We start from the raw sequence: 21,101 nt of genomic DNA on the forward strand, positions 1-21,101 counted from the left end.
ACCCTCGCGTTGCTAGGCTGGCAACGAGGACCGAAGGGAGGACACCGGGTGGCCGAGCTCGAGTTCCGTCTGCTCGGCGCCGTCGAGGCGTGTCGCGACGGCTCTCCGGTGTTCCTCGGCCCGGCCCGGTTGCGCAGCGTGCTGGCGGTGTTGCTGTTGGCCGGCGGCAATCCGGTGTCCCTGGACGAATTCGTCGAACGTGTATGGGGCGACGCCTCGCCACGGCAGGCGCGCAGCTCCCTGCACAGCTACTTCACGCGCCTGCGCTACGCGTTCGACCTAGTGCGCCGCGGGCACGGATATGCGCTGGAGATCGACCCCGAAACCGTTGACGTGCACCGATTTCGGCGGCTCATCCGGGCCGAGGACCTGGACGGGGCGCTGGCGCTGTGGCGCGGCGAACCCCTGGCCGGGCTGGAAAGCCCGTGGCTCGACCGGATTCGCGCTGACCTGCTGGCCGAGCGTGAGGCCGCCCTGCTCGATCACGCCGACCGGAAGCTGGAGCTCGGGCAGCACGGGGAGCTGCTGCCCGACCTGATGGCCCGAGCCGAGCGGAACATGCTCGACGAACGGCTGGCCGGGCAGCTGATGCTGGCCCTGCACCGCAGCGGCCGCCAGGCCGATGCCCTGCTGCACTTCGAGAAGGTCAAAGGCATGCTCGCCGAGGAGCTCGGCGTCGATCCCGGGCCGGCGCTGAGATCCGTGCACCAGTCCTTGCTCCAGAACGACATTTTCGTGCCACGGCAACTGGCCGCCGCCCCGCGCACGTTCGCCGGTCGGCGGGACGAGCTCAAGGTTCTGTCGGAGATGCCGCCCCTGTCGGTGATCGTCGGTCCCGGTGGCATCGGCAAGACGACGTTGGCGTTGCAGTGGGCGCATGAGCATGTGGACCGCTTCCCTGACGGCCAGTTGTTCGCCGACCTGGCTGCGGTCGAGCCGGCCGACGCGATGCGGAACTTCCTGCTGGCACTGGGCGTCAGCCCGGCGGTGATCCCCGAGGACCAGGCCGCGATGACCGGGCTGTACCGCAGCGTGCTGGCGGCCAAGCGGGCGCTGATCGTGCTCGACAACGCCATCGGCGCCGAGCAGGTGAGCGCGTTGCTGCCGGGTGGCGCTTCCTGTGCGGTCGTGGCGACCAGCCGCAACCGGCTCACCAGCCTGGTCTCCCAGCACAACGCCGTGCTGCTCAGCCTCGACGTGCTGGCCGTCGACGACGCGTACTCATTGCTGGTGTCGCGCCTGGGTGTCGATCGAGCCGAGGCGGAACCCCATGCGGTGGAGGAACTTCTCGCCGCCTGTGGCGGGCTGCCGCTGGCGTTGACCATCACCGTCGGGCGGGCGCAGGAACATCCGGACTTTCCGCTCGCCGCGCTGGCCGCCGAGCTCAAGGACGCCGGGCTGAACGCCTTCGAGGTGGACACCGAACTCGGCGTCCGCGCCGTATTGTCCACCTCGTACGCCGCCTTGTCGGCCGCGCAGGCCGATGTGTTCGCGCTGCTCGGGCTCGTGCCGGGGCCGGACGTCGGGCTGGAGGGCGTCGCCGCGCTGGCCGGCCAGACCTTCGCCTCCGTGCGCACGATCCTACGGGCCCTGGAACGGGGATCGCTGATCCAACAACACAGCCCGGGTCGGTTCCGGATGCACGACCTGGTCCGCAGCTACGCCCGCGAACAGGCCGGAGAGCGCTTTCCGGCCGAGACCCGCGACGCCGCCCTGCGCCGGCTCGTCGACTTCTACCTGCACACCCTGGTCATTGCCGCGCACCGCGTCGACACGGGCCGTCCGATGATCACGATGCCGCCGCCGGCCAGGGGCTGCGTGCCGCTGGCGTTGCGGGACGAGGACGAGTCCCGGCTGTGGTTCGACCTCGAAGCCGAGAACATCGCCGCCGCTCGGCGGCTGGCCGAGCAGCGGCTGTGCCACCGGTCGGTGTGGCAGTTCGCCTGGGCCCTCAGCAACTTCAACGCCTACGCCGGCAACATGCGGGACGAGCTCGCCGGCTGGCACAGCGCCCTGGCCGCTGTCCGTGAGCTCGGCGACCTCGACGGCATCGGCCAGGCCCACCGGTTCATCGCCCGCGCCGCCGCCCGTCTCGGCGACTGCGAGGAGGCCCTGGCCCACGCCCGCGTCTCGCTGTGGATGGCGGAGGAGGCCGACCGCCCGTTCGACCGGATCTTCGCCATGATGACCCTCTGCGAGATCCACTGGCGTCAGCACAACAACTCCGCCGCCACCGAGATGGGCCTGCGGGCGTGGAAGCTGGCCGAGTCCCAGACCGCGCCGGTTCGGGCCCGGGTGGCCAACGACCTCGCCTGGTACCTGGCTCAGGACGGCCGCTACGACCAGGCTTGGCGGATGGTCGAGGCGTGCCTGGAGCTGCTCGGCCCGCACGGCTCGGCGCTGGAACGGGCCTCGGTCCTCGACACCAAGGGCTACATCTGCCGCCGCACCGGACGCCTGGAGCAGGCCGTCAGCTACCTCACCGAGGCCGTGGACTCGATGCGCCTCGACCCTTTCTCCGTCGCCGACACCCTGTGCACGCTGGCCGAGACCTACGTCGAACTGGGTCGCACTCGCGAGGCCCGCACACATTTGGCCGAGGCGCTGGACATCTACGAGCGCCAGCACCGCAAGCCCGACATCGAGCGGGCCAGGGATCTGCTGGCGCGGCTCGAACTTCCTTGAGGCCAAAGGGGTTGTCCTGGGCCGCCGTCCAGGGCACTTTCCCGGCCCCTGCCGATTTCGCCGCTACCGTTGGAGGTATGTCCGTGCACCGTCGCCATCTCGTCGACCTCGCCGCACGGCGGCTGCTGGTGAGCGACCGCGTCGCCGCCGCCAAGTTCGGCACGGGCAAGCCCATCGACGACCCCGTCCGCGAGCGCCAGGCCCTCGCCGACGTCCGCGCCCATGCCGCCGGTCTCGGCCTGGACGCCGACCGCGCCGTCCGCTTCTTCGAGGATCAGATTGCCGCCAGCAAGGTCGTGCAGCGCGGCCTGTTCGCCCGCTGGCGTGAACACCCCGCCGAGGCCCCGACCTCCGCCCCCGATCTGGCTGCCGTCCGAGCGGAGCTGGACCAGCTCACCAGGCAGTTGCTGGCCCGGCTGGAGGAAACCACGGAGCCGGCCTGTGTGTCCCTTGTGGACGGTCTCGACGCCCTGCACCGAGAGGCCCTGACCACGGCGTTGCGTTCAGTCATGGTGTGACGGCCAACGCGGAGCACGCGCGGCGCTGCCGGCATCGCCAAGGCCCTGCATTCCGTCACCCCGTGACTGCCAGCTCCGGCGTCCTGGGTGGATTCAACTGGTCGTCGCAACACCTCGACGTCAGGGGTTTGTGATGGCCGGATTGAAGCAGAAACTGGCGCGTGAGTACCGCGGTCAGATGCCGTCGCCTGGGCGTCCAACGGTGGCATGGCGCGAGGATCGAGTCAGGTTTTGGGCTGCGATCGCGCGAGGCGAGAAGACCGAGGACGCGGCTACGAAGGCCGGCGTGTCGGGACCGGTCGCGTTCAGATGGTTCCGTCACGCTGGCGGCGTGAATCCAGCTCTTCCTCCGACGGTGTCGGGCCGGTACTTGTCCTTCGCTGAACGAGAGGACATCGCGATCTTGCGTGCGCAAGGCGTTGGCGTTCGTGAGATTGCTCGACAACTCGGGCGTGATGCTTCGACGATCTCGCGCGAGTTGCGGCGCAACGCATCGACCCGAACCTACAACCTCGACTACAAGGCCTCGACCGCGCAATGGCATGCCGAGCGTCGTGCTCGCCGGCCAAAAGCCTCGAAGCTAGCCGACAATGAACCGTTGCGCGGGTACGTGCAGGAGCGGCTCTGCGGCCAGGTTCGCCGGCTGGACGGGACATCTGTGGTGGGGCCGGGGACAGCGCCTTGGAAGGGGCGGAACAAGCCACGGCGTCAGGACCGGCGATGGGTCAACGCGTGGAGCCCAGAGCAGATCTCCCAGCGGCTGAAGGAAGATTTCCCGTACGACGAGTCCATGCGTATCTCGCACGAGGCGGTCTACCGGGCGCTCTACGTTCCCGGCCGCGGCGCGCTCGAACGTGAGCTGGTTGCCTGTCTGCGCACCGGCCGGGCACTGCGCGTTCCTCGTTCCCGTGCCCGTCGACGGGCAAGCGGTCACGTGACAACCGATCTCATGATCAGCGAGAGGCCGGTCGAGGTGGAGGACCGCACGGTTGCCGGGAACTGGGAGGGAGATCTGATCATCGGCTTGAACAGCTCCGCGATCGGCACTCTGGTCGAGCGGACCACCAGGTTTACGCTGCTGCTACATCTTCCTCGTATGCAGGGGTATGGCCACGGTCCGCGCGCGCACAACGGCCCGGCGTTGGCCGGCCGCGGCGCCGAAGCTGTCCGGAACGCGATCGCCGCAACGATCACAGCGCTGCCCGAGCAACTGCGCCGGACACTGACATGGGACCGAGGCAAGGAATTGGCCCAGCATGCCCAGTTGACGATCGACACCGGCCTGCGGATCTTCTTCGCTGATCCGCACAGTCCGTGGCAACGGGGCACCAACGAGAACACGAATGGCTTGCTGCGACAGTATTTTCCGAAGGGCACTGACCTGGCCCGCTGGGGTCGCGACGAGCTCGATGCCGTTGCCGCCGTGCTCAACAACCGTCCACGTAAGACACTGGGCTGGAAGACACCGGCCGAAGCGCTGAACGAACTGCTACTCTCCCAATGAGCCGGTGTTGCGACGACCGGTTGAGTCTGAGCTGGTCACCACCCGAGTCACCGGCATCGCCAGCGCCACCAAAGCGGTCACCTCCGTGAACGCCATGCCCCGCTCCATCAGCCCCAGCGGGATGATCTCCCACCACGCCACGACACCCATCGCCGCCCCGACCGGCAACGCCGCCAAGATCGCCACGAACCAGCCCAGCGAGGCGTAGCCCAGCAACCGGGCCAACGCCCGCCGCCAAGGCGCGTCCGGAAAGGCCTGCGCCGCGGCCAGCAGCACAGCGATCGGCAAGGCCACGAAGGCCACCACGCTGGCGTACCGATGCAGCAGGCCGCCGAGAGTGCCGGCCGCGTTCACGGCCCAGTTGTTCTTGGGGAACGCCACGATCACCAGCAGCCCCACCACCCACAGCCCGCCCAACACCACCGACGCCGTCGGCAGCCGACGCTGCGACCGCAGCACGCCGATGATCGCCGCGGACCCGGCCGCGACCAGCAGCACTGCGAGGTTGAAGATCCAGCTGTTGTCGGTGAGGCCGTACTGGCTGATGGTCTGCCGCAGCACGCTGACCGGCTCGGACGACGGCAGCACGGACAGCAGGGCGATCAACGCGGCGCCCACGGCCAGGGCCGCGATGCCGAGCCGGGTGAAGGCGGTCGAAACGGTCATGCCTCCACCATCGCCACCGATCATCGGCGTTTGCTCGGCGGAACCTGTCGGAAGGCTGTCGGCGCGGGGATCACACCCAATGCACAAGGAACGTGATCCATCCGGAGAAAGACGGTCACCACCGGCCGGCCGGCGGGCAAGATCTGAGCCCGACACAGCGGAGGAAGGGACTCATGTCTGCTTTTCCGATCGACGGCCACGTCAACGAGGGCTACGAGCGGGTCGTCGACGCGTTCCGGCGGAACTTCGAGGACCGGGGCGAGCTGGGCGCCGCGGTGGCGGTGATCGTGGACGGCGAAACGGTGGTCGACCTGTGGGGCGGCTGGGCCGACCCCGGCCGCACGACGCGGTGGGGCCCGAGGACGTTGACGAACGTGTGGTCCGCGACCAAGGGCCTGGTGGCGGTGTGCGCGCTCCAGCTGATCGAGAGCGGCGACCTCGATCCGGACGCGCCGGTGGCCCGGTACTGGCCCGAGTTCGCGCAGGCCGGCAAGGCGCACATCCCGGTCCGCTGGCTGCTCTCGCACCGTTCGGGCGTGACGGGGGTCGAGACGCCGCTGATCGCCGAGGACCTGCTGGACTGGCCGAAGATGGTCGAACTGCTGGCGGCGCAGGGCCCGCTGTTCGAGCCGGGCTCGGTCAGCGGCTACCAGGCCATCTCGCACGGCTACCTGGTCGGCGAGGTGATCCGCCGCGTCACGGGCCAGACCCTCGGGCAGTTCTTCCTGGCCAACGTGGCCCGGCCGCTCAATGCCGACGTGCACATCGGTCTGCCGCCGCGGGACCTCGACCGCTGCTCCACGATGGTCGAGCCGACGTCGATGGGGGAGTTGCCGTCGCCGGGGCCGGCGGCGCTGGCGGCGTTCGCCAACCCGCCGGTGACGGGCCGCCTGAGCAATGACCCGGGCTGGCGGCTGGCCGAGGTGCCGGCGGCCAACGGCCACGCCACCGCGCTGGGCCTGGCCACGGTCTACAGCGCCCTGGCCGACGGCTCGGAACGCCTGCTCAAGCGGGACACGATCGAGCTCGGGCGCACGGGGCAGGGGCGCTGCGTCGACATCGTCGCCGGGCTGGACAACGAGTTCGGGCTCGGGTTCACGCTCGGTGGCCAGCAGCGCAGCTTCGGCCCCAACCCTCATGCCTTCGGTCATGACGGATTCGGCGGCTCGACCGGGTTCGCCGATCCGGAGCGGGGTGTCGGCTTCGCGTACGTGATGAACCAGATGGGCCCCGGCCTGCGGGACGACCCGCGCAAGATGGCGCTGACCGAGGCCCTGTACGAGGCCACCGATCCGGACACGATGATGTCTGGATCAGATCGTTTTCTTGACTGACTCCAGATAGCGTGGTGGGCTGGCCGAGACCCGAGGAGGCGTGATGGCTTTCGAAGAGAACACCAAGCCGCTGACCACTGCGGCCGGCGCTCCCGTCGCCGACAACCAGAACAGCCTGACGGCCGGCCCGCGCGGGCCGATGCTGCTGCAGGACCTGTGGTTCCTGGAGAAACTCGCGCACTTCGACCGCGAGGTGATCCCCGAGCGGCGCATGCACGCCAAGGGCTCCGGCGCGTTCGGCACGTTCCGGGTCACCGGCGACATCAGCCGCTACACCCGCGCCGCGCTGTTCAACAAGATCGGCAACGAGTGCGAGGTGTTCCAGCGCTTCTCCACGGTGGCCGGCGAGCGCGGCGCCGCCGACGCCGAGCGGGACATCCGCGGCTTCGCGCTGCGCTTCTACACCGAGGAAGGCAACTGGGACGTCGTCGGCAACAACACGCCGGTGTTCTTCTTCCGCGACCCGCTGAAGTTCCCGGACCTCAACCGGGCCGTGAAGCGGGACCCGCGCACCAACCTCCGCGACCCCGAGAACAACTGGGGTTTCTGGGTGAACCTGCCCGAGGCGCTGCACCAGGTCACCATCGTGATGAGCGAGCGGGGCATCCCGCGCTCCTACCGGCACATGCACGGCTTCGGCTCGCACACCTTCAGCCTGATCAACGCCGAGGGCGAGCGGCACTGGGTGAAGTTCCACTTCCGTACCCAGCAGGGCATCGAGAACCTCACCGATGCCGAGGCCGCGCAGGTCATCGCCGGCGACCGCGAGTCGCACCAGCGTGACCTGTACGAGTCGATCGAGCGCGGCGACCATCCCAAGTGGACTTTGTGCGTGCAGGTCATGCCCGAGGCCGACGCCGCCGACTACCGCTTCCACCCGTTCGACCTGACCAAGGTGTGGAGCAAGAAGGACTACCCGCTGATCGAGGTGGGCGAGGTGACCCTCAACCGCAACCCCGACAACTACTTCGCCGACGTCGAGCAGGCCGCGTTCACCCCGGCCAACCTGGTGCCGGGCATCTCGTTCAGCCCCGACCGGATGCTTCAGGGCCGGCTGTTCTCCTACGGCGACGCCGCCCGGTACCGGCTGGGCGTGAACCACCACCAGATCCCGGTCAACCACCCGCGGGCCGCCGCCCTGGTCAACACCTACCACCGTGACGGCGGCATGCGCGTCGACGGCAACCAGGGCGGCGTGCCCGGCATCGAGCCCAACAACTTCGGGCGCTGGGCCGAGCAGCCCGCCTACGCCGACCCGGCGCAGGCCGTCGGCGCCACCGCCGACCGCTTCGACTTCCGGGCCGACGACGACAACTACTTCCAGCAGCCCGGCGACCTGTTCCGGCTGATGACCGGCGACCAGCAGCAGGTCCTGTTCGACAACACCGCCCGGGCCATCAAGGGCGCCCGCCGGGAGACGATCGAGAAGCACATCGCGAACTGCGCCCGGGCCGACCCGGCCTACGGCGACGGCGTCCGCAAAGCCTGCGAAGCCCACTCCGCCCTCTGACCCCTCCACCCCCGCGAGTCACGCTCTCCGGCACACCGAAACACGGTTTCAGACACACCGTCAGCGGGGCGGCGAAGGGGTCCCGAGCCGCTGAGCTGCCCGTATCAGTAGAGGTCTCCAGGCTCGCCGCCGGCGATTGGCGGTGCCGGCAAAGGGAGTCGGGTGGGCAGGAGTCTTCAACCCCAAGCGTGGCAACGGGCGGGCCGGAACCAGTACCACCGCGAGTCCCGCTTAGCGTCACACCGAAAGTACGAAACGGATTCACACAGTTCGGTGTGACGGTGGGCGGGACTCGCCGGGGCTGGTCGCCGAGACCGGGGCGGAACAGCCGGGCTCACACAACACCTCGCTGCACAACATGCTCCGCGCCGGCTTCCGCCCCCTGTATGAGCGCGGCAGCTGGATCTGACGGGCTAGCTGACGAAGTCGGCGACCGTCTTGACCAACAGCTCCTGCTGCTCCTGATAGCCGAAGTGGCCGCTCTCGTGCAGTTTCAGGCACGTGACGCCGTGGATGCCGGCGACGATCTCGTCGGAGAACCGCCGCGCGCAGACGAAGTCGTACAAACCGGAGATCACCAGCGTCGGCATGTCGATCTGGCCGAGCCGGTCGCGAACGTCCCAAGTGGACCGAATGCGGTTCGGATCGTAGTGCGTCTTCAGGGAGACCGGGCCGAGCTGCGCGACCATCGCCCAGTAGTCGGCGAAGTACGCGGGCAGGATGCCCTGGAGGAATCGGGCATGCTCCGCCGCGCTCGTCGGCGGCTTGCCCGAAGACTCCTCCACACCTGGCCGGCGCGCACGGCTTTGGGCTCATTGGGGTAGCGCCGCACGAAGGCGGCCATCTGCCGGCCGCCTTCCGCGCGCAGCTCGGGCCCCGCCTGCGCGGCCGTGCTGTACGCGATGAGACCGCCCAGCAGGCCGGGATTCTCCGCGGCCAGCTCCAATCCGACGAATCCGCCGTGCGAGTGCCCGATGAAGCACGGCCTGGTCGCGCCGAGGCGCGCGATCAGCTCGCGGGCGAACCTGGCGTAGGCGATGCTGTAGTCGCCGCCGGGCAGGAAGTCGCTACGGCCGGTGCCGGATCGGGTCCAGTAGACCATCGTCATGTGCTGTTCCAGCAACGGCATCCGCGGGTAACCCGAGTCGATGCCCGGCCCTCCCGAGTGGACGACGGTGACCGGCCCCTGCCCGCTCGCCTCGTACGCCTGCGTGACGCCGTCGATGTCCACCGCGTGCGGTCCCGGCTCCAGGTTCACGGCTTCGACGCTGGCCCAAGTCAGGGGCGCGCACCGTCGGCGTGCACGGACAGGACGTCGGCGATTGCCCGGTTCGCCGGTGCCGGCACCCCGAGGGCCCGGGCCCGGTCGACGACGTCGCCGCTGAGCCAGGCCACTTCCAGCCGGTTGCCGCGCTCCAGGTCGTGGTGCATCGAGGAGGTCATGGCCTGGTCGACAGTGTCCACAAAGGCCATTCGGTCGTCGGCGTAGTCGGCCGGGAGCTCGACGCCCGAGGCCCGCGCGACCTCGACGACCTCGTCCATGACGTCGTGCAGGAACGCCCGGGAGCGCGGGTTGGCCCGGATCGGGCCGATCGCCGTGCGGGCCAGGCTGGTGACGCCGGACAGGCCGACCAGGAACACGAACTTCTCCCAGATCGTGCGCGCGATGTCCGGGCTCACCTCGGCGTCGAGGCCGCTTTCCCGACAGGCCTGGAGAAACGCCTCGACCCTCGGCGTGGACACACCGTCGTACTCGCCGAAGACCAAGCGCTGCAACGTGTTCGCGTGGTTGATCACACCTGGTTCGGCGATCGTCGCCGCGATGTAGCAGACGCCACCCAGCACGTGCTCGGGGCCGAGGATGCGACGCAGGATGTCGTCCTTCACCACGCCGTTCTGGAACGACACCACCGCTGTATCAGGCCGCAACAATGGCCGGATCTGGGCGGCGGCGGACTCGGTGTCCCACAGCTTCACGCCGAACAGCACCAGGTCGACGGGCTCCAGCTCGGCCGGATCGTCGGTGGCCACGACCTCGGTCAGGTGCAGGTCGCCCAACGGGCTCCGCACCTGAAGCCCGTTCTCCTGCAAGGCTTTCAGGTGGGTTCCACGAGCGACGAACGCCACCTCGTGACCATCCGCGGCCAGCCTGGCCCCGAAGTAGCCGCCGACCCCGCCCGTGCCCATCACCGCGATCCGCATGTGTCCTCGTGGGTTGTTCATAGCACGCCGGCCCGGATGGCGAAGGCGACCGCCTGGGTGCGGTTGCGCAGCCGGAACCGGGTGATCAGTTCGTGCAGGTCCTTCTTCACCGTGCTCTCGGAGTACGACAGCGCGTCGGCGATCTCCTTGGTCTCGCGGCCTTCAGCCAGCAGCCGCAGGATCTCCACTTCGCGCGTCGACAGGCCGACCCCGGTGTAGCCGAGCGGGTGCAGGATCGTGCGCTGAAGGTCGCGGACCTGCCGCAGCAGAGGGCCCATCAGCTCCGGCGACACGATCCCCGCGCCCCGGGCGGCCGCGTCGATCGCCTCGACGAGCTGGGCCCTGCTGGTCGAGGCACTGTCCAACACCGCGCCCACGCCGTGGCCGATCAGCGTCAGCAGCGACCCGGCCTGGAGTTGGTGGGTCAGCAGCACGATCGGCACGCCCAGCGCGGCGGTGTCCTGGACCCGGCCCATGGTCGAGGGCAGGAAGACGTCGTCCACCACGAGGGCCACGTCGGCCGGCGGCGTGCAGGCCAGCGTGAACTGGCCGTCCAGCAGCGCGGCGACGGCCTTGCCGGTGATGACGTCCGGGGCCACCACGTGGACTCTGCGCACGCGACTTCCCTTCTCCTGTTGCCTTCGCCAGGCTACCCAAGTAACCATAGTTTCGGTTATTAAGGAGGTCTCACGTGAAGCCTTGGTTGCGGGCCGCCTCGGCCGTGCTGGCCGTCGGCTGGGGCGCCAACCAGTTCGCGCCGCTGCTGATCGTCTACCGCGACCTCGACCACCTCTCGTCCTCGCTGGTCGCGGCCGTGTTCGGGGCGTACGTGATCGGCCTGATCCGGGCCCTGCTGGTCGGGCCTCCGCTGTCGGCCCGGCTCGGCCGCCGCGGCGTGATGCGGCCGGTGCTGGTCCTGTCGGCCCTGGCTTCGGTGATCCTGATCTTCGGCGCGGACGACCTCTGGCTGTTGGGCCTCGGGCGGCTGGTCGCCGGCGTCGCCTCCGGCGCCGCTTTCGGCCCGGGCAGCGCGTGGATCAAGGAGTTGTCCCCGAGCGGGGGAGCGCGGCGGTCCGCCGGCGCCCTGTCGGCCGGCTTCGGCGGCGGCCCGCTCGTCGCCGGCATCCTGGCTCAGTGGCTGCCCATGCCGGCGGTCGTGCCGTATCTGGCGCATCTGGTTGTCGTGGCCGTGGCCGCCGCGTTGTGTTGGCACGCCCCGGAGACCAGCCCCGTCTCTGGCCGTCGGGTCCGGCTGCGCAACGCCTTGCGGCACCCCGAGTTCCTGCGCCGGGTCGTGCCCAGCGCCCCGCTGGTCTTCGGCGCCGCCACCACGAGTTTCGCCGTGCTGCCGACGATCTTGCCCGTGCCCGGCGTGCCCATCGCCAGCAGCGGCGCGATCGCCGGCCTCACGCTCGGCAGCGGGCTCCTCGTCCAGCCGTTGGCTCGTCGCCTGGAGGCTCGCCGCGCCGGTTCCGTACTGACCTTCGGACTCGCTTCGGCCGTTCTGGGCTTTCTGCTCGCCGCTCTGTCCGTGGGCCTGGACCAGGTGATTCTCCTGGTTCCGACCGCCATCGTGTTGGGTTGCGGCTACGGCATGCTCCTGGTCGGCGGCCTCAGCCGGGTCGAGGCGCTGGCCTCGGCGGAGGAGCTCGCCGGCGTCACCGCCGTGTTCTATTGCCTGGCCTACGTCGGCTTCGCCGCGCCTTACCTGTTCACCGCCGTCAACGCCATCGCCCCGGCCGCCCTGGTGTTCGTGGCGGCGGCGTTCGTGGTCGCGCTTCTCGTCCCAGTAACCGTCAAATAGGTTACTATGGGTGAGGTGGACGACACGCTGCCCAAGGTCCGGGTGACCGCCCAGCTGCGGGAGCTCCGGTACGACGCGGGCTCGCCGTCGCTGAACCTGTTGGCCACCATCGGCCGCCGCCCCAGCGCCGGCATCGAGCGTCTCACCGACGTGACGCGGCTGCGGACCTGGGCCGACGGCATCGGCTTTCCCTTGGCCGAGGGCGAGGCCGGCGCCGACACCTTGGCCGGCCTGCGCCGCCTGCGGGAGGAGATCTTCGCCGTCGTCACCGACGCCATGACCGGCCGCCCCGTTTCTCCCGCCGCAGTCAACGCCGCCGCGTCGATCTCCCCGCCCCGCCTTGTGCCGGCCCTCCACGACCTGCGTTGGTCCGCCGACGATCTGACCGCTTTGTTGGCCCGGGACGCCATCGACGTGCTGCTCGATCCCACCCGCCGTTCCCGGCTACGGGCGTGCGATTCCCCGGTCTGCCGCATGATCTTTCTCGACTCTCCCGGCGGCCGCCCGCGCCGGTGGTGCTCCATGAGCCGTTGCGGCAACACCAACAAGGCCGCCGCCTACCGGGACCGCGCCCACTAGTTCACGCTCCGTGGTCAAGAATCCGCCAATGATCGCCGGTCATGCTCGCGTTCCGCCACGAGCAAGGGGAGTGTCATGGATCAGGTCGCCGTGCGTGTCGTCGCCCCGGACGCCATCGCCTCGGCCGGGCTCGGCTCGCTCCTGCGCCGCCATCCCCGCATCGTCGAGTCGTCACCGCCCGACGTCGTCGTCTTTTCCGTCCCCCGCCTCGACTTCGCCGCCGTCGCCCGCCTCCGCCAGCTTCCGCCCGTGCCCCTCATCCTGCTCACCAGCTCCGTCGACGAGGGCGTCCCGTTGACCGAGTGCCGTGTCGTCGCCGTCGTCGACCGCTCCCGGGCCAGCGGCCCCGAGCTCACCGACGCCGTCCTCGCCGCTTTCTCAGCCCCGCAGCCATTGTCGCCCCGGGACCTGGCCGCGAGGCTCGTCCCCTTGACCTCGCCCCGGCCTTCGCCGTCCACCGGCCTCACCACCCGTGAGGTCGAGGTGCTCCGGCTCCTGGCCGACGGCGCCGAGACCTCCGAGATCGCCCGCAGGCTCACCTATTCCGAGAGCACCATCAAACACGTCCTGCACACGCTCTCCACCCGCCACAAGTTTCGCAACCGCGTCCAGGCCGTCGCCTTCGCCCTCCGCTCCGGAATCCTCTGACTCACGTCAGCGGTTCCCGCCATCCACCCGCGGCGTCACGCACAACACGTCGAAGCGGGCCGTGCGGGCGCTGATCGCTTCTTCCTCAACGCCCGCACGGCATCCCGTCAGCGGAATTCCCGGCACTAGGCCCCGAGGCCGGCCACCCCGAAGCCCACCGAGAACCGTTCGCACCACACCAGCACACTCTTGTACTGCGCGATGTCCGTGCCCGCCGGCACCGCGTAGACCTCGTTGCCGTTGGTGGCCTTCAGATTCCCCAGATCCAGGTGGCCGTCCCTGCCGAAGGCGGCGTCGCCGGCGTCCTGCGCCTTGTCGGTCAGCCACACGTGCACCGCCGGGCCGTCGCTCGTGCTGAAGTCCCTCAGCTGCACCGTGTACGAGCCGCCCGCGCCCTTCACGATCTCCGCCTGGCCGCTCGTCGGGTGGGCCAGCGTTCGGAACGTCCCCTTCTGCACGGCCCCGTCCGCCAGCTTCTCGTTCACCGTGCTGCTGGTGAACAGCTTCCACGGCTGGAACGCCCACAGCCCCACGCCGACCAGGACGATCACCGCCACCGCCACCGGAACCACGATCTTGCGCCGTGCCAGGAGCGCCCGCATCGAACCACCTCGTCCATCGGCGGCCGACCCCGCCGGTCGGCCCTACTGCTGTCTGTAACGAGGCCTGCACGCGCCGATGATCCCGTTGCGTCCTTACGGAGCGGTGACGTCCGTTGTGGACGCCGCCTTGACCGCCGGCGCGATCTCGTTGGCCCAGCGGGACAACGAGCCGGCGTCGGGGGTGCCGCCCTCCGGCGAGAACAGCATGAAGCCCGACGCGCCGTGATCCACGACGGCCGAGGTCAGCTCCTCGATCCACTGCTCGACGGAGCCGCCGATCCAGCGGCCGTCGCCGTCCCGGGTGGCGGGCAGCGGGCGATCGGTGATGCGGCCGGGGAAGTTGAACACCGTTCGGATCTCGCCCGGATCGCGACCGACGGAGGCGGCCGCCTCGTCGATGACCGACCGTGACTGCCGGTACCGGTCGCTCAGCCAGTCCGCCGCGTGGCCGGGGATCCAGCCGTCCGCGACTCGCCCCGTCGCGGCGAGGGACTTCGCCCCGACCGACCCGGTCCACACCGGCGGCGCCGTGATCGGGGCCGGCTCGATCTGGTGCACGCGATAGTGGGCGCCCTCGTGGCTGACCGGTTCCCCGCCGCCGGACAGCGCCTTGACCAGCGTGATCGCCTCCTCGAAGGCGTCGACCGCGTCGCCGGGCGACAGCCGTGGCACGCCCATGTCGGCGATCCGGTCCCACAACCCGCCCGCGCCCATGCCCAGCACGACGCGGCCGTCCGACAACGCCGACAGCGTCGTCACCGCCCGCGCCAGCATCGGCGCCGGCCTCGTCGGCAGGTTCGTGACGTTGGCGAAACCGGCCAGCCGCTCCGTGCGGCCCAGGACAAAACCGATCGTCGCGTACGCGTCGAGGCGGTCCCCGAGATACGGGTGGTCCGAGAGTGAGAACAGGTCAAGACCCGCCCGGTCGGCCTCGTGGGCCATTCGCAGCAGTTCCGCCCGCTCGTCGATCCGGCTGTGCGCGCCGAACCCGAAAACAACGCCGTCCACGGCTCCCCCTCAAGTAGTTCGTGCCACGAACAGTAGTAGTTCGTGACACGAACTTCAATCGAACACCGCCGGCACGTCGTTGGTCAGCACGATGCGGCTCAGCAGCCCGTCGAGCGCCGCCCGCTCGTCCTCGTCGAACCCCTTCGGCAGCTCGTCGATCCGGCGGCAGGTCTCCGCGTAGAACGTCGCCGCCACCTGCTCGCCCCGCTTCGACAGCGAGACGTGGATTCCGCGCGCGTCCCCCGGATCCTGCTCCCGCTGAACCAGGCCGTTGCGCTCGGACCGATCGACCAGTCCGGACAGGCTCGACTTGGCCAGGCCGAGCACCGCTCCCAGTTCTCCCATCCCGTACGGGCGGCCCATCAGCACGCACAACAGTTGTCCCTGCTGCGAGGTCAGTCCGTGCTCACGCGCCGATTCGGCGTACACCGCATTCACCAGAAACGTCGACCGCACCAGGGCCGGCACCACACCCAAACGACCAGTCACGCCGCCAGCCTACAGTTCGTGGTGCGAACTTTCTGGGCCGAGCGGCGCCGATCCGGCGGTCGTCGGCCCGCGTCACGTCACGCTCCGTAGCTAAGAGTGGGCCGTTGCAGGCTTTCACTACTTAAGTAGTGAAAGATGGTAGGGTCGGGCCAATATGGCGTTGAGCTGGGAGAACGTGGGGAGAACGGGCATGGTGGACGGACAGGCCCCGGTGCTGACCGAGGGGCTGGGCAAGAAGTACCGGCGAGGATGGGCGCTGCGTGACTGCACGCTGCGTGTCCCGGAGAACCGGGTGGTGGCCCTGGTGGGGCCCAACGGGGCGGGCAAGAGCACGCTGATGGGCCTGGTCACGGGCTTGGTGAAGCCGACGGCGGGGGAGATCGCGGTGTTCGGGGACGTGCCGAACGGGCGGGGACTGCACCCGGCGGTGGCCTTCCTTGCGCAGCAGAAGCCGCTGTATCCGCAGTTCACGGTGGCGGAGACGCTGAGGTTCGGGCAGCGGACCAATCCGACGTGGGACCAGGAGTACGCGGAGGGTCTGGTTCGACGGGCGCAGGTGCCGCTGACTGCGAAGGTGGGGACGCTGTCCGGCGGCCAGCGGACCCGGGTGGCGCTGGCGTTGGCCCTGGGCAAGCGGCCGAGGTTGCTGCTGCTGGACGAGCCGCTGGCCGACCTGGACCCGCTGGCCCGCGAGTCGGTGCTGCGCAACCTGGTCGAGGAGAGCCGCCGGCAGGGCATCACGGTTTTGCTGTCCTCGCACGTGCTGGCCGAGCTGGAAGGCGTGTGCGATCACCTGGTGCTGCTGGCCAACGGCCAGGTCCGGGTCGCCGGCGACGTCGACGCCCTGTTGGATAGGCACGTGCTGCTCGTGGGACCGCCCGAAGGCCCGTTGCCGTTGCCGGCGAGCTCGGTGATCGACGCCCGCCGCACGGCCGAGGGGCAGGAGGTGCTGGTGCCCGCATCCCTGGCCGGTGGAGCGCCCGGTTGGCGGCAACTGCGCCCCAGGTTGGGGCACCTGGCCCTGGGCTACATGCGCGACGCTTCCCGTGAGGTGGCGGCATGATCCGGGTCGTGTGGCGTCAGCAGCGCGCCCAGTTGATCACCATGCTGGCCGTGTTCGTGGTCGGGGCGGCGGCGTTGCTGGCCGTCCGCGCGTCGATGGTGTCCTATCTGGACGGACATGCGCTCGGGAACTGCGTGGCCATCGGCATTCGGGCCGACGGCGGCTGCGGGAACGATGTCGTCCAGTCCTTTCAGGACATCTGGTTCGACCGGATGAAGGTCGGGCAGCTGTTCGTGCTCGCGCTGCCTGTGCTGGTCGGCCTGTTCGGCGGGGCGCCGCTGTTCGCCCGTGAGCTGGAACAGGGCACGCACGTGCTGGCGTTCACCCAGTCGGTGAGCCGGATCCGATGGATGTCCAGCAAGATCGCGGTGGCCGCGGCGCCCGCGCTGGTCGTGGTGGTTGCCCTGCAGTTGCTGGTGGAGTGGTGGGTCGGCGCGGCGGGAAAGATCGGTCCGCTGGCCAGCGGACCGTACTTCTATGCCACGTTCGGCACCAGCGGCCTCGCGCCCGTGGCCTACACGCTGTTCGCCTTCTCGCTGGGCATGTTCGTCGGCGCGGCGTCCCGGCGGACGCTGGTGGCGATGACCGTGACCCTCGCCGTCACGGTTGTCCTGCGCTACGCGCTGTCCAGCCTGCAGAAGTTCCTCGTGTCGGCGCAGCGAATCGTCTCCGACGACCCGTCGGTGTCCAAGGTCGAACCGGGCTCGCTGACCGTCTTCGGCGGTTATCTCGACGCCAACGGCAATGTGGTGCCCAACGCCAACAGCGCCGTCATGAACTGCGGCTCGAAGGGCGACGCGCCGGTCACCGACACCGCCACCTGCTACCGCGACCACGGCCTGGTGAAGTGGTTCGCCGACGTCGTCCCGGCCGAGGCCGCGGGCACCGTGCACCTGGTGGAGGCCGCGATCTACCTCGGCCTGGCCGTGGTGCTCGTGCTCGCCACCGGCTGGGCCGTGCGCCGGCAGGCATGAGCCGTGGTGACCGACCCCGGGGCCTATGCTGGCGGCGTGATCGAGTTCCGGATCGACCGACGCTCCGGGGTCGCCACCTACATCCAGATCGTCCACCAGGCCAAGCAGGCGATGCGGCTGGGGTTGCTCAACCCCGGTGACCGGCTGCCCACCGCGCGCGAGGTCGTCGAGGCCACCGCGGTCAATCCGAACACGGTTCTCAAGGCATATCGGGAACTTGAGCGGGAGGGACTGGTCGAGGCCCGGCGTGGACTGGGTACCTTCGTGACCAAGTCCCTGGCCAACGACGCCACCAACCGCGGCGCCCCGCTGCGCCAGGAACTCGCCGACTGGATGGGCCGAGCCGTGCACGCCGGGCTCGGTGTCGACGACGTCGACGCCCTCTACGTCGACGTCCGCGAGGAGCGTTACCCGATCGGAGAACCACGGTCATGAGCACCCCCGCCCTTTGCGCCGCGGGCCTGTCCAAGCACTTCGGCCGGGTCCGCGCCCTGGACGACTGCACGTTCGACCTGCCCGAGGGCCGGGTCATCGCCCTGGTCGGCCCCAACGGCGCCGGCAAGAGCACGCTGCTGTCGCTGGCGTCCGGGCTGATCCGGCCGACCGCCGGCTCGATCAGCGTGCACGGCACTCCCGTGCGCGGCCGGATGCATCCTGACGTGGCCTACCTGGCCCAGAACCGGCCGCTCTACCCGGATTTCACGGTGCGTGAGGTCATCCAGGCCGTCGGGGCGATGAACGAGCGGTGGTCCCAGCCCCGGGTCGAGGAGGTCCTCGACATGCTGGCCGGTGTCGACCGCGACGCCAAGGTCCGTGCCCTGTCCGCCGGCGCCCGCACCCAGGTGGCGATCGCGCTGGCGCTGGGCCGGCTGCCCAAGGTGCTGCTGCTCGACGAGCCCCTGTCCGACCTGGATCCGTTGGCCCGCGACGAGACGTTGCGCATCGTCATGACCGAGGTCGCCGACCGGGGCACCACGGTGTTGATGTCCTCGCACCTGCTCAGCGACCTCAGCGAGGTCTGCGACCACCTGCTCCTCGTGGTCGAGGGACAGGTCCGCCTCAACGGCGACGTCGAGGACGTCCTGGCCGAGCATCGGGTGCTCGTCGGCCCGCGCGACGACGAGTCGGCCGTGTCCGGCGTTGTCGTCTCGGCCTCCCGCGCCGAACGCCAGGCCACGCTGTTGGTCCGCGGCGCCGATCCCGTCCCCGCCGGCTGGGTGGCCGACCGGCCGGACCTGGAGTCCTTGGTCGTCGGCTACCTCCGCGCCGCCCGCGAGCGCGCCGCCGCCCGTCGTTAAGAGCTTGCCCGGCAAGGAAAATTGGTCGGACGCATGCGGTTGATCGGCCTTCCGGACAACGCCCCCGGTTGCCGCCCGGGGCGGGAATAGCCTGCGATCTCGTGAACCGAATCCTCAACCGCCGCAACGTGCTGGCACTGACAGCCGGTTGGTCTATGCCGTCAATGCCGGCAGCGACACCATGACCGTCTTCGCCGTCGACGACGCTCGACTGAGCTGTACTCAGGTTTACCGACAGGCGGCCATGTGTCGTTTTCTGTCTCGAAACCTTTCCGCTGGACCGCTTCGCCCGTGGAGTGAAGGCCGGTGGCGTCGACCGCGAAGGTCGTGATGTGTACGGGGCCGGTTCCCTTGGCAAAATTGGCCACATGGACGCGATCGGCCGCCCGACGACGACCTCGGTTTTCGACATGGCCAGGATGCAACCAGGCCTCTCTCTAACCCATCAAGCGCAGTTTAGTAGTTAGTATTCGGTCATAACGCGCCCGTCCACGCCGTGTGGGACACTCCAGCGGTGACCCGCAAGTTGTGTCTCGCCCAGGAATCCGAGGCTGACGCCCTCCTCGCCCGCGACTACCTCGCGCTCCTGTTCGGAATGTTGCTCGATCAACAAGTGCCGATGGAGAAGGCGTTCAAGGGCCCCAAGCTCATCCTGGACCGCATGGGTTCGTTCGACGTGCATGCCGTCGCCGAGGCCGATCCCGAAGAGTTCGCGGCGTTGGTCTCCACGCCGCCGGCCATCCACCGGTTCCCGGGCTCGATGGCCAAGCGCCTCCAGGCCCTGGCCCAGTTCCTGGTGGAGAACTACGACGGCAAGGTGGAGTCCCTGTGGAAGCAGGGCAAGCCGAACGGCGCGGAGGTGTTGAAGCGTCTGACCGCGTTGCCGGGCTTCGGTGACCAGAAGGCGCGGATCTTCTTGGCCCTGCTGGGTAAGCAGATGGGCGTGAAGCCGACGGGGTGGCGTGAGGCGGCCGGGGCGTACGGCGAGGAAGGCTCGCGTCGGAGCGTGGCCGATGTGGTGGACGCGAAGTCGCTGGGCGAGGTGCGGGCCTTCAAGAAGGCGGCGAAGGCCGCGGCCAAGGGCTGACCGGGGTCGGGCTGCGGCGATGCGGTAGCCGTCCCCGCGGATGGTGTGGATCACCTCCGGCTTGTGTCGATCACCAGATCCCCGCAGGTCTTCACGCCGACCGGTGCCACCGGCATCAGTTCCTCAGACGCCCAGCACCTGGCCGACAGCGCCGGCCTGCCGCTCACCGCCTTCCTGGTGACCACCGCCGCTCGTGGTCAGCCCGAAGGGCTCTTGGGGTAGGGTGGCCGGCGTAGTGCCTAGGGTTCCGCCGCCTCGCGGGTCTGGTCCGAGCGGCACCGTCAGCCACGAAGGGACGTGGCTGTTCAGCTGACGGGACAAAAGCCTGGAGGCCTTCCCGGGTCCGCGCGGACCTCGGAGGAAGGCGCTTACGTGGACGGCTTCGCCCTCTCGCTCGTGCTCGTCGCCGCCGTCGTGCACGCCATCTGGAACCTGGCCGCCAAGCAGGTCGGCGACGGCGGCGCCCGCTTCGTTTTCCTGTACTACACCGCGTCCGCGGTGGTCTTCGGCCCCTTTGCGGTGGCCCAGCTGATCCTCGAACGTCCACAATGGACCTGGCTGGCGGCCGCCTTCGGCACTGCCGTGCTGCACGTCGTCTACGGCATCGTGTTGCAGCGTGGTTACGCCGTGGGCGACCTGTCGGTCGTGTACCCCTTGGCCCGTGGCACCGGGCCGCTGTTGTCCGTGCTGGTCGCCGTCCTGTTCCTCGGCGAACATCCCGGATGGCCGGGCCTGGTCGGCGCATTCCTGGTCATATCGGGTGTTCTGGTCATCAGCTCCGGCAAGGCCACCCACGCCGATCCGTCCCGCCGCCGCGCCGGCGTCTTCTACGGTGTCCTCACCGGCGTCGTCATCGCCGCGTACACCCTGTGGGACGCCCACTCCGTCACCGCTCTCGGTATCCCGCCGCTGGCCTACTTCGGCGTCGGCACGATCTTCCAGAGCCTGCTCATGGCCCCGCAAGCCGTTCGCTCGCGGGCCCGCACGGTGTCGATCTGGCGCCAGTACCGCCGCCAGATCCTCATCGTCGCCCTGCTCTCGCCCCTGAGTTACCTGCTCGTTCTGTACGCGCTGCAGATGGCCCCGGTCAGCCTCGTGGCCCCCGCCCGCGAGCTCTCCATCGTCCTCGG

22 protein-coding genes and 1 pseudogene are annotated in these 21,101 nt (G+C 69.6%); 15 read left to right on the top strand and 8 right to left on the bottom strand.

Annotation, left to right across the window (positions count from 1 at the left end; genetic code table 11):
• Positions 1-48: 48 nt before the first annotated feature.
• From KUTG_RS38485 to KUTG_RS38495, 3 genes are all read left to right on the top strand, one after another.
• On the top strand, positions 49-2,685 hold the full coding sequence (locus tag KUTG_RS38485; RefSeq protein WP_043723992.1) for an AfsR/SARP family transcriptional regulator: 2,637 nt from the start codon (positions 49-51) through the stop codon (positions 2,683-2,685).
• Between the two features lie 77 nt (positions 2,686-2,762).
• Complete coding sequence (aroQ, locus tag KUTG_RS38490; RefSeq protein ID WP_052395884.1) at positions 2,763-3,203, top strand: gamma subclass chorismate mutase AroQ; 441 nt, start codon at positions 2,763-2,765, stop codon at positions 3,201-3,203.
• A gap of 133 nt (positions 3,204-3,336) precedes the next feature.
• Positions 3,337-4,707 (top strand): IS30 family transposase, encoded by a 1,371-nt coding sequence (locus KUTG_RS38495; protein WP_043714398.1) that lies wholly within the window; start codon positions 3,337-3,339, stop codon positions 4,705-4,707.
• Here KUTG_RS38495 and KUTG_RS38500 read toward each other — a convergent pair.
• The gene (locus KUTG_RS38500) at positions 4,693-5,373 is read right to left on the bottom strand and encodes a DUF998 domain-containing protein (RefSeq protein ID WP_052395885.1); all 681 of its coding nucleotides are present in this window, start codon (positions 5,371-5,373) and stop codon (positions 4,693-4,695) included. The genes KUTG_RS38495 and KUTG_RS38500 overlap by 15 nt on opposite strands.
• 173 nt (positions 5,374-5,546) lie before the next feature.
• Between KUTG_RS38500 and KUTG_RS38505 the strand changes: the two genes are divergently transcribed.
• Entirely contained in the window at positions 5,547-6,707 is a 1,161-nt protein-coding gene (locus KUTG_RS38505) for an EstA family serine hydrolase (protein ID WP_043724002.1), read from the top strand.
• 43 nt (positions 6,708-6,750) lie between these two features.
• A complete protein-coding gene (locus KUTG_RS38510; protein ID WP_043724007.1) occupies positions 6,751-8,217 on the top strand; it encodes a catalase in 1,467 nt (488 codons plus the stop codon).
• A gap of 413 nt (positions 8,218-8,630) precedes the next feature.
• On the opposite strand, the gene KUTG_RS62110 is transcribed toward KUTG_RS38510, so the two are convergent.
• From KUTG_RS62110 to KUTG_RS38530, 4 genes are read right to left on the bottom strand one after another with little or no spacing between them, the layout of a single operon-like run.
• On the bottom strand, positions 8,631-8,906 hold the full coding sequence (locus tag KUTG_RS62110; RefSeq protein ID WP_043724013.1) for an alpha/beta fold hydrolase: 276 nt from the start codon (positions 8,904-8,906) through the stop codon (positions 8,631-8,633).
• Positions 8,876-9,475 (bottom strand): alpha/beta fold hydrolase, encoded by a 600-nt coding sequence (locus KUTG_RS38520; RefSeq protein ID WP_157495069.1) that lies wholly within the window; start codon positions 9,473-9,475, stop codon positions 8,876-8,878. Before KUTG_RS38520 ends, KUTG_RS62110 begins: the two co-directional genes overlap by 31 nt.
• A 20-nt stretch (positions 9,476-9,495) precedes the next feature.
• Positions 9,496-10,419 (bottom strand): ketopantoate reductase family protein, encoded by a 924-nt coding sequence (locus KUTG_RS38525; RefSeq protein ID WP_043724017.1) that lies wholly within the window; start codon positions 10,417-10,419, stop codon positions 9,496-9,498.
• Positions 10,420-10,436: 17 nt separating this feature from the next.
• Positions 10,437-11,036 (bottom strand): helix-turn-helix transcriptional regulator, encoded by a 600-nt coding sequence (locus tag KUTG_RS38530; RefSeq protein ID WP_198047448.1) that lies wholly within the window; start codon positions 11,034-11,036, stop codon positions 10,437-10,439.
• Between the two features lie 74 nt (positions 11,037-11,110).
• Between KUTG_RS38530 and KUTG_RS38535 the strand changes: the two genes are divergently transcribed.
• The 3 genes from KUTG_RS38535 to KUTG_RS38545 all read left to right on the top strand — a co-directional run bounded on the left by KUTG_RS38535 (position 11,111) and on the right by KUTG_RS38545 (position 13,450).
• Positions 11,111-12,223, top strand: coding sequence for an MFS transporter (locus KUTG_RS38535; protein WP_043724022.1), 1,113 nt, complete (start codon positions 11,111-11,113; stop codon positions 12,221-12,223).
• A gap of 15 nt (positions 12,224-12,238) precedes the next feature.
• Entirely contained in the window at positions 12,239-12,802 is a 564-nt protein-coding gene (locus tag KUTG_RS38540) for a CGNR zinc finger domain-containing protein (protein WP_198047449.1), read from the top strand.
• A 75-nt stretch (positions 12,803-12,877) separates the two neighbouring features.
• Entirely contained in the window at positions 12,878-13,450 is a 573-nt protein-coding gene (locus tag KUTG_RS38545) for a helix-turn-helix transcriptional regulator (RefSeq protein ID WP_043724027.1), read from the top strand.
• Between the two features lie 125 nt (positions 13,451-13,575).
• Here the strand turns inward: KUTG_RS38545 and KUTG_RS38550 are convergent, their stop codons facing one another.
• From KUTG_RS38550 to KUTG_RS38560, 3 genes are all read right to left on the bottom strand, one after another.
• Positions 13,576-14,052 (bottom strand): DM13 domain-containing protein, encoded by a 477-nt coding sequence (locus KUTG_RS38550; protein ID WP_043724028.1) that lies wholly within the window; start codon positions 14,050-14,052, stop codon positions 13,576-13,578.
• A gap of 93 nt (positions 14,053-14,145) precedes the next feature.
• Complete coding sequence (locus KUTG_RS38555) at positions 14,146-15,060, bottom strand: LLM class flavin-dependent oxidoreductase (RefSeq protein WP_043724031.1); 915 nt, start codon at positions 15,058-15,060, stop codon at positions 14,146-14,148.
• 54 nt (positions 15,061-15,114) lie between these two features.
• Positions 15,115-15,549: a MarR family winged helix-turn-helix transcriptional regulator gene (locus tag KUTG_RS38560; protein WP_232241191.1), complete on the bottom strand. Its 435-nt coding sequence runs from the start codon at positions 15,547-15,549 to the stop codon at positions 15,115-15,117.
• Positions 15,550-15,739: 190 nt separating this feature from the next.
• Here KUTG_RS38560 and KUTG_RS66630 point away from each other — a divergent pair.
• From KUTG_RS66630 to KUTG_RS38590, 7 genes and pseudogenes are all read left to right on the top strand, one after another.
• Positions 15,740-16,243: pseudogene (locus tag KUTG_RS66630) on the top strand (ATP-binding cassette domain-containing protein); the annotation flags it as partial.
• Between the two features lie 365 nt (positions 16,244-16,608).
• Positions 16,609-17,586, top strand: a complete 978-nt coding sequence (locus tag KUTG_RS38570) for a hypothetical protein (protein ID WP_043724036.1) — start codon at positions 16,609-16,611, stop codon at positions 17,584-17,586.
• Between the two features lie 36 nt (positions 17,587-17,622).
• On the top strand, positions 17,623-18,021 hold the full coding sequence (locus tag KUTG_RS38575) for a GntR family transcriptional regulator (RefSeq protein ID WP_043724037.1): 399 nt from the start codon (positions 17,623-17,625) through the stop codon (positions 18,019-18,021).
• Complete coding sequence (locus KUTG_RS38580; protein WP_043724040.1) at positions 18,018-18,884, top strand: ABC transporter ATP-binding protein; 867 nt, start codon at positions 18,018-18,020, stop codon at positions 18,882-18,884. The genes KUTG_RS38575 and KUTG_RS38580 overlap by 4 nt, the downstream gene beginning before the upstream one ends.
• Before the next feature lie 514 nt (positions 18,885-19,398).
• Positions 19,399-19,971 (top strand): HhH-GPD-type base excision DNA repair protein, encoded by a 573-nt coding sequence (locus KUTG_RS38585; protein WP_157495072.1) that lies wholly within the window; start codon positions 19,399-19,401, stop codon positions 19,969-19,971.
• A gap of 63 nt (positions 19,972-20,034) precedes the next feature.
• Positions 20,035-20,193, top strand: coding sequence for a hypothetical protein (locus KUTG_RS59440; RefSeq protein WP_157495074.1), 159 nt, complete (start codon positions 20,035-20,037; stop codon positions 20,191-20,193).
• Positions 20,194-20,343: 150 nt separating this feature from the next.
• The coding region (locus KUTG_RS38590) for a DMT family transporter (protein ID WP_043732092.1) at positions 20,344-21,101 on the top strand (758 nt) is incomplete at its 3' end.

This window comes from Kutzneria sp. 744 (genome assembly GCF_000568255.1).
GTDB lineage: Bacteria > Actinomycetota > Actinomycetes > Mycobacteriales > Pseudonocardiaceae > Kutzneria.

Coding starts and splice junctions, on each gene's coding strand:
- aroQ (WP_052395884.1), top strand. CDS start 2,763: ATGTCCGTGCACCGTCGCCATCTCGTCGACCTCGCCGCACGGCGGCTG.
- KUTG_RS38495 (WP_043714398.1), top strand. CDS start 3,337: ATGGCCGGATTGAAGCAGAAACTGGCGCGTGAGTACCGCGGTCAGATG.
- KUTG_RS38500 (WP_052395885.1), bottom strand. CDS start 5,373: ATGACCGTTTCGACCGCCTTCACCCGGCTCGGCATCGCGGCCCTGGCC.
- KUTG_RS38505 (WP_043724002.1), top strand. CDS start 5,547: ATGTCTGCTTTTCCGATCGACGGCCACGTCAACGAGGGCTACGAGCGG.
- KUTG_RS38510 (WP_043724007.1), top strand. CDS start 6,751: ATGGCTTTCGAAGAGAACACCAAGCCGCTGACCACTGCGGCCGGCGCT.
- KUTG_RS62110 (WP_043724013.1), bottom strand. CDS start 8,906: ATGGTCGCGCAGCTCGGCCCGGTCTCCCTGAAGACGCACTACGATCCG.
- KUTG_RS38525 (WP_043724017.1), bottom strand. CDS start 10,419: ATGCGGATCGCGGTGATGGGCACGGGCGGGGTCGGCGGCTACTTCGGG.
- KUTG_RS38545 (WP_043724027.1), top strand. CDS start 12,878: ATGGATCAGGTCGCCGTGCGTGTCGTCGCCCCGGACGCCATCGCCTCG.
- KUTG_RS38550 (WP_043724028.1), bottom strand. CDS start 14,052: ATGCGGGCGCTCCTGGCACGGCGCAAGATCGTGGTTCCGGTGGCGGTG.
- KUTG_RS38570 (WP_043724036.1), top strand. CDS start 16,609: ATGATCCGGGTCGTGTGGCGTCAGCAGCGCGCCCAGTTGATCACCATG.
- KUTG_RS38580 (WP_043724040.1), top strand. CDS start 18,018: ATGAGCACCCCCGCCCTTTGCGCCGCGGGCCTGTCCAAGCACTTCGGC.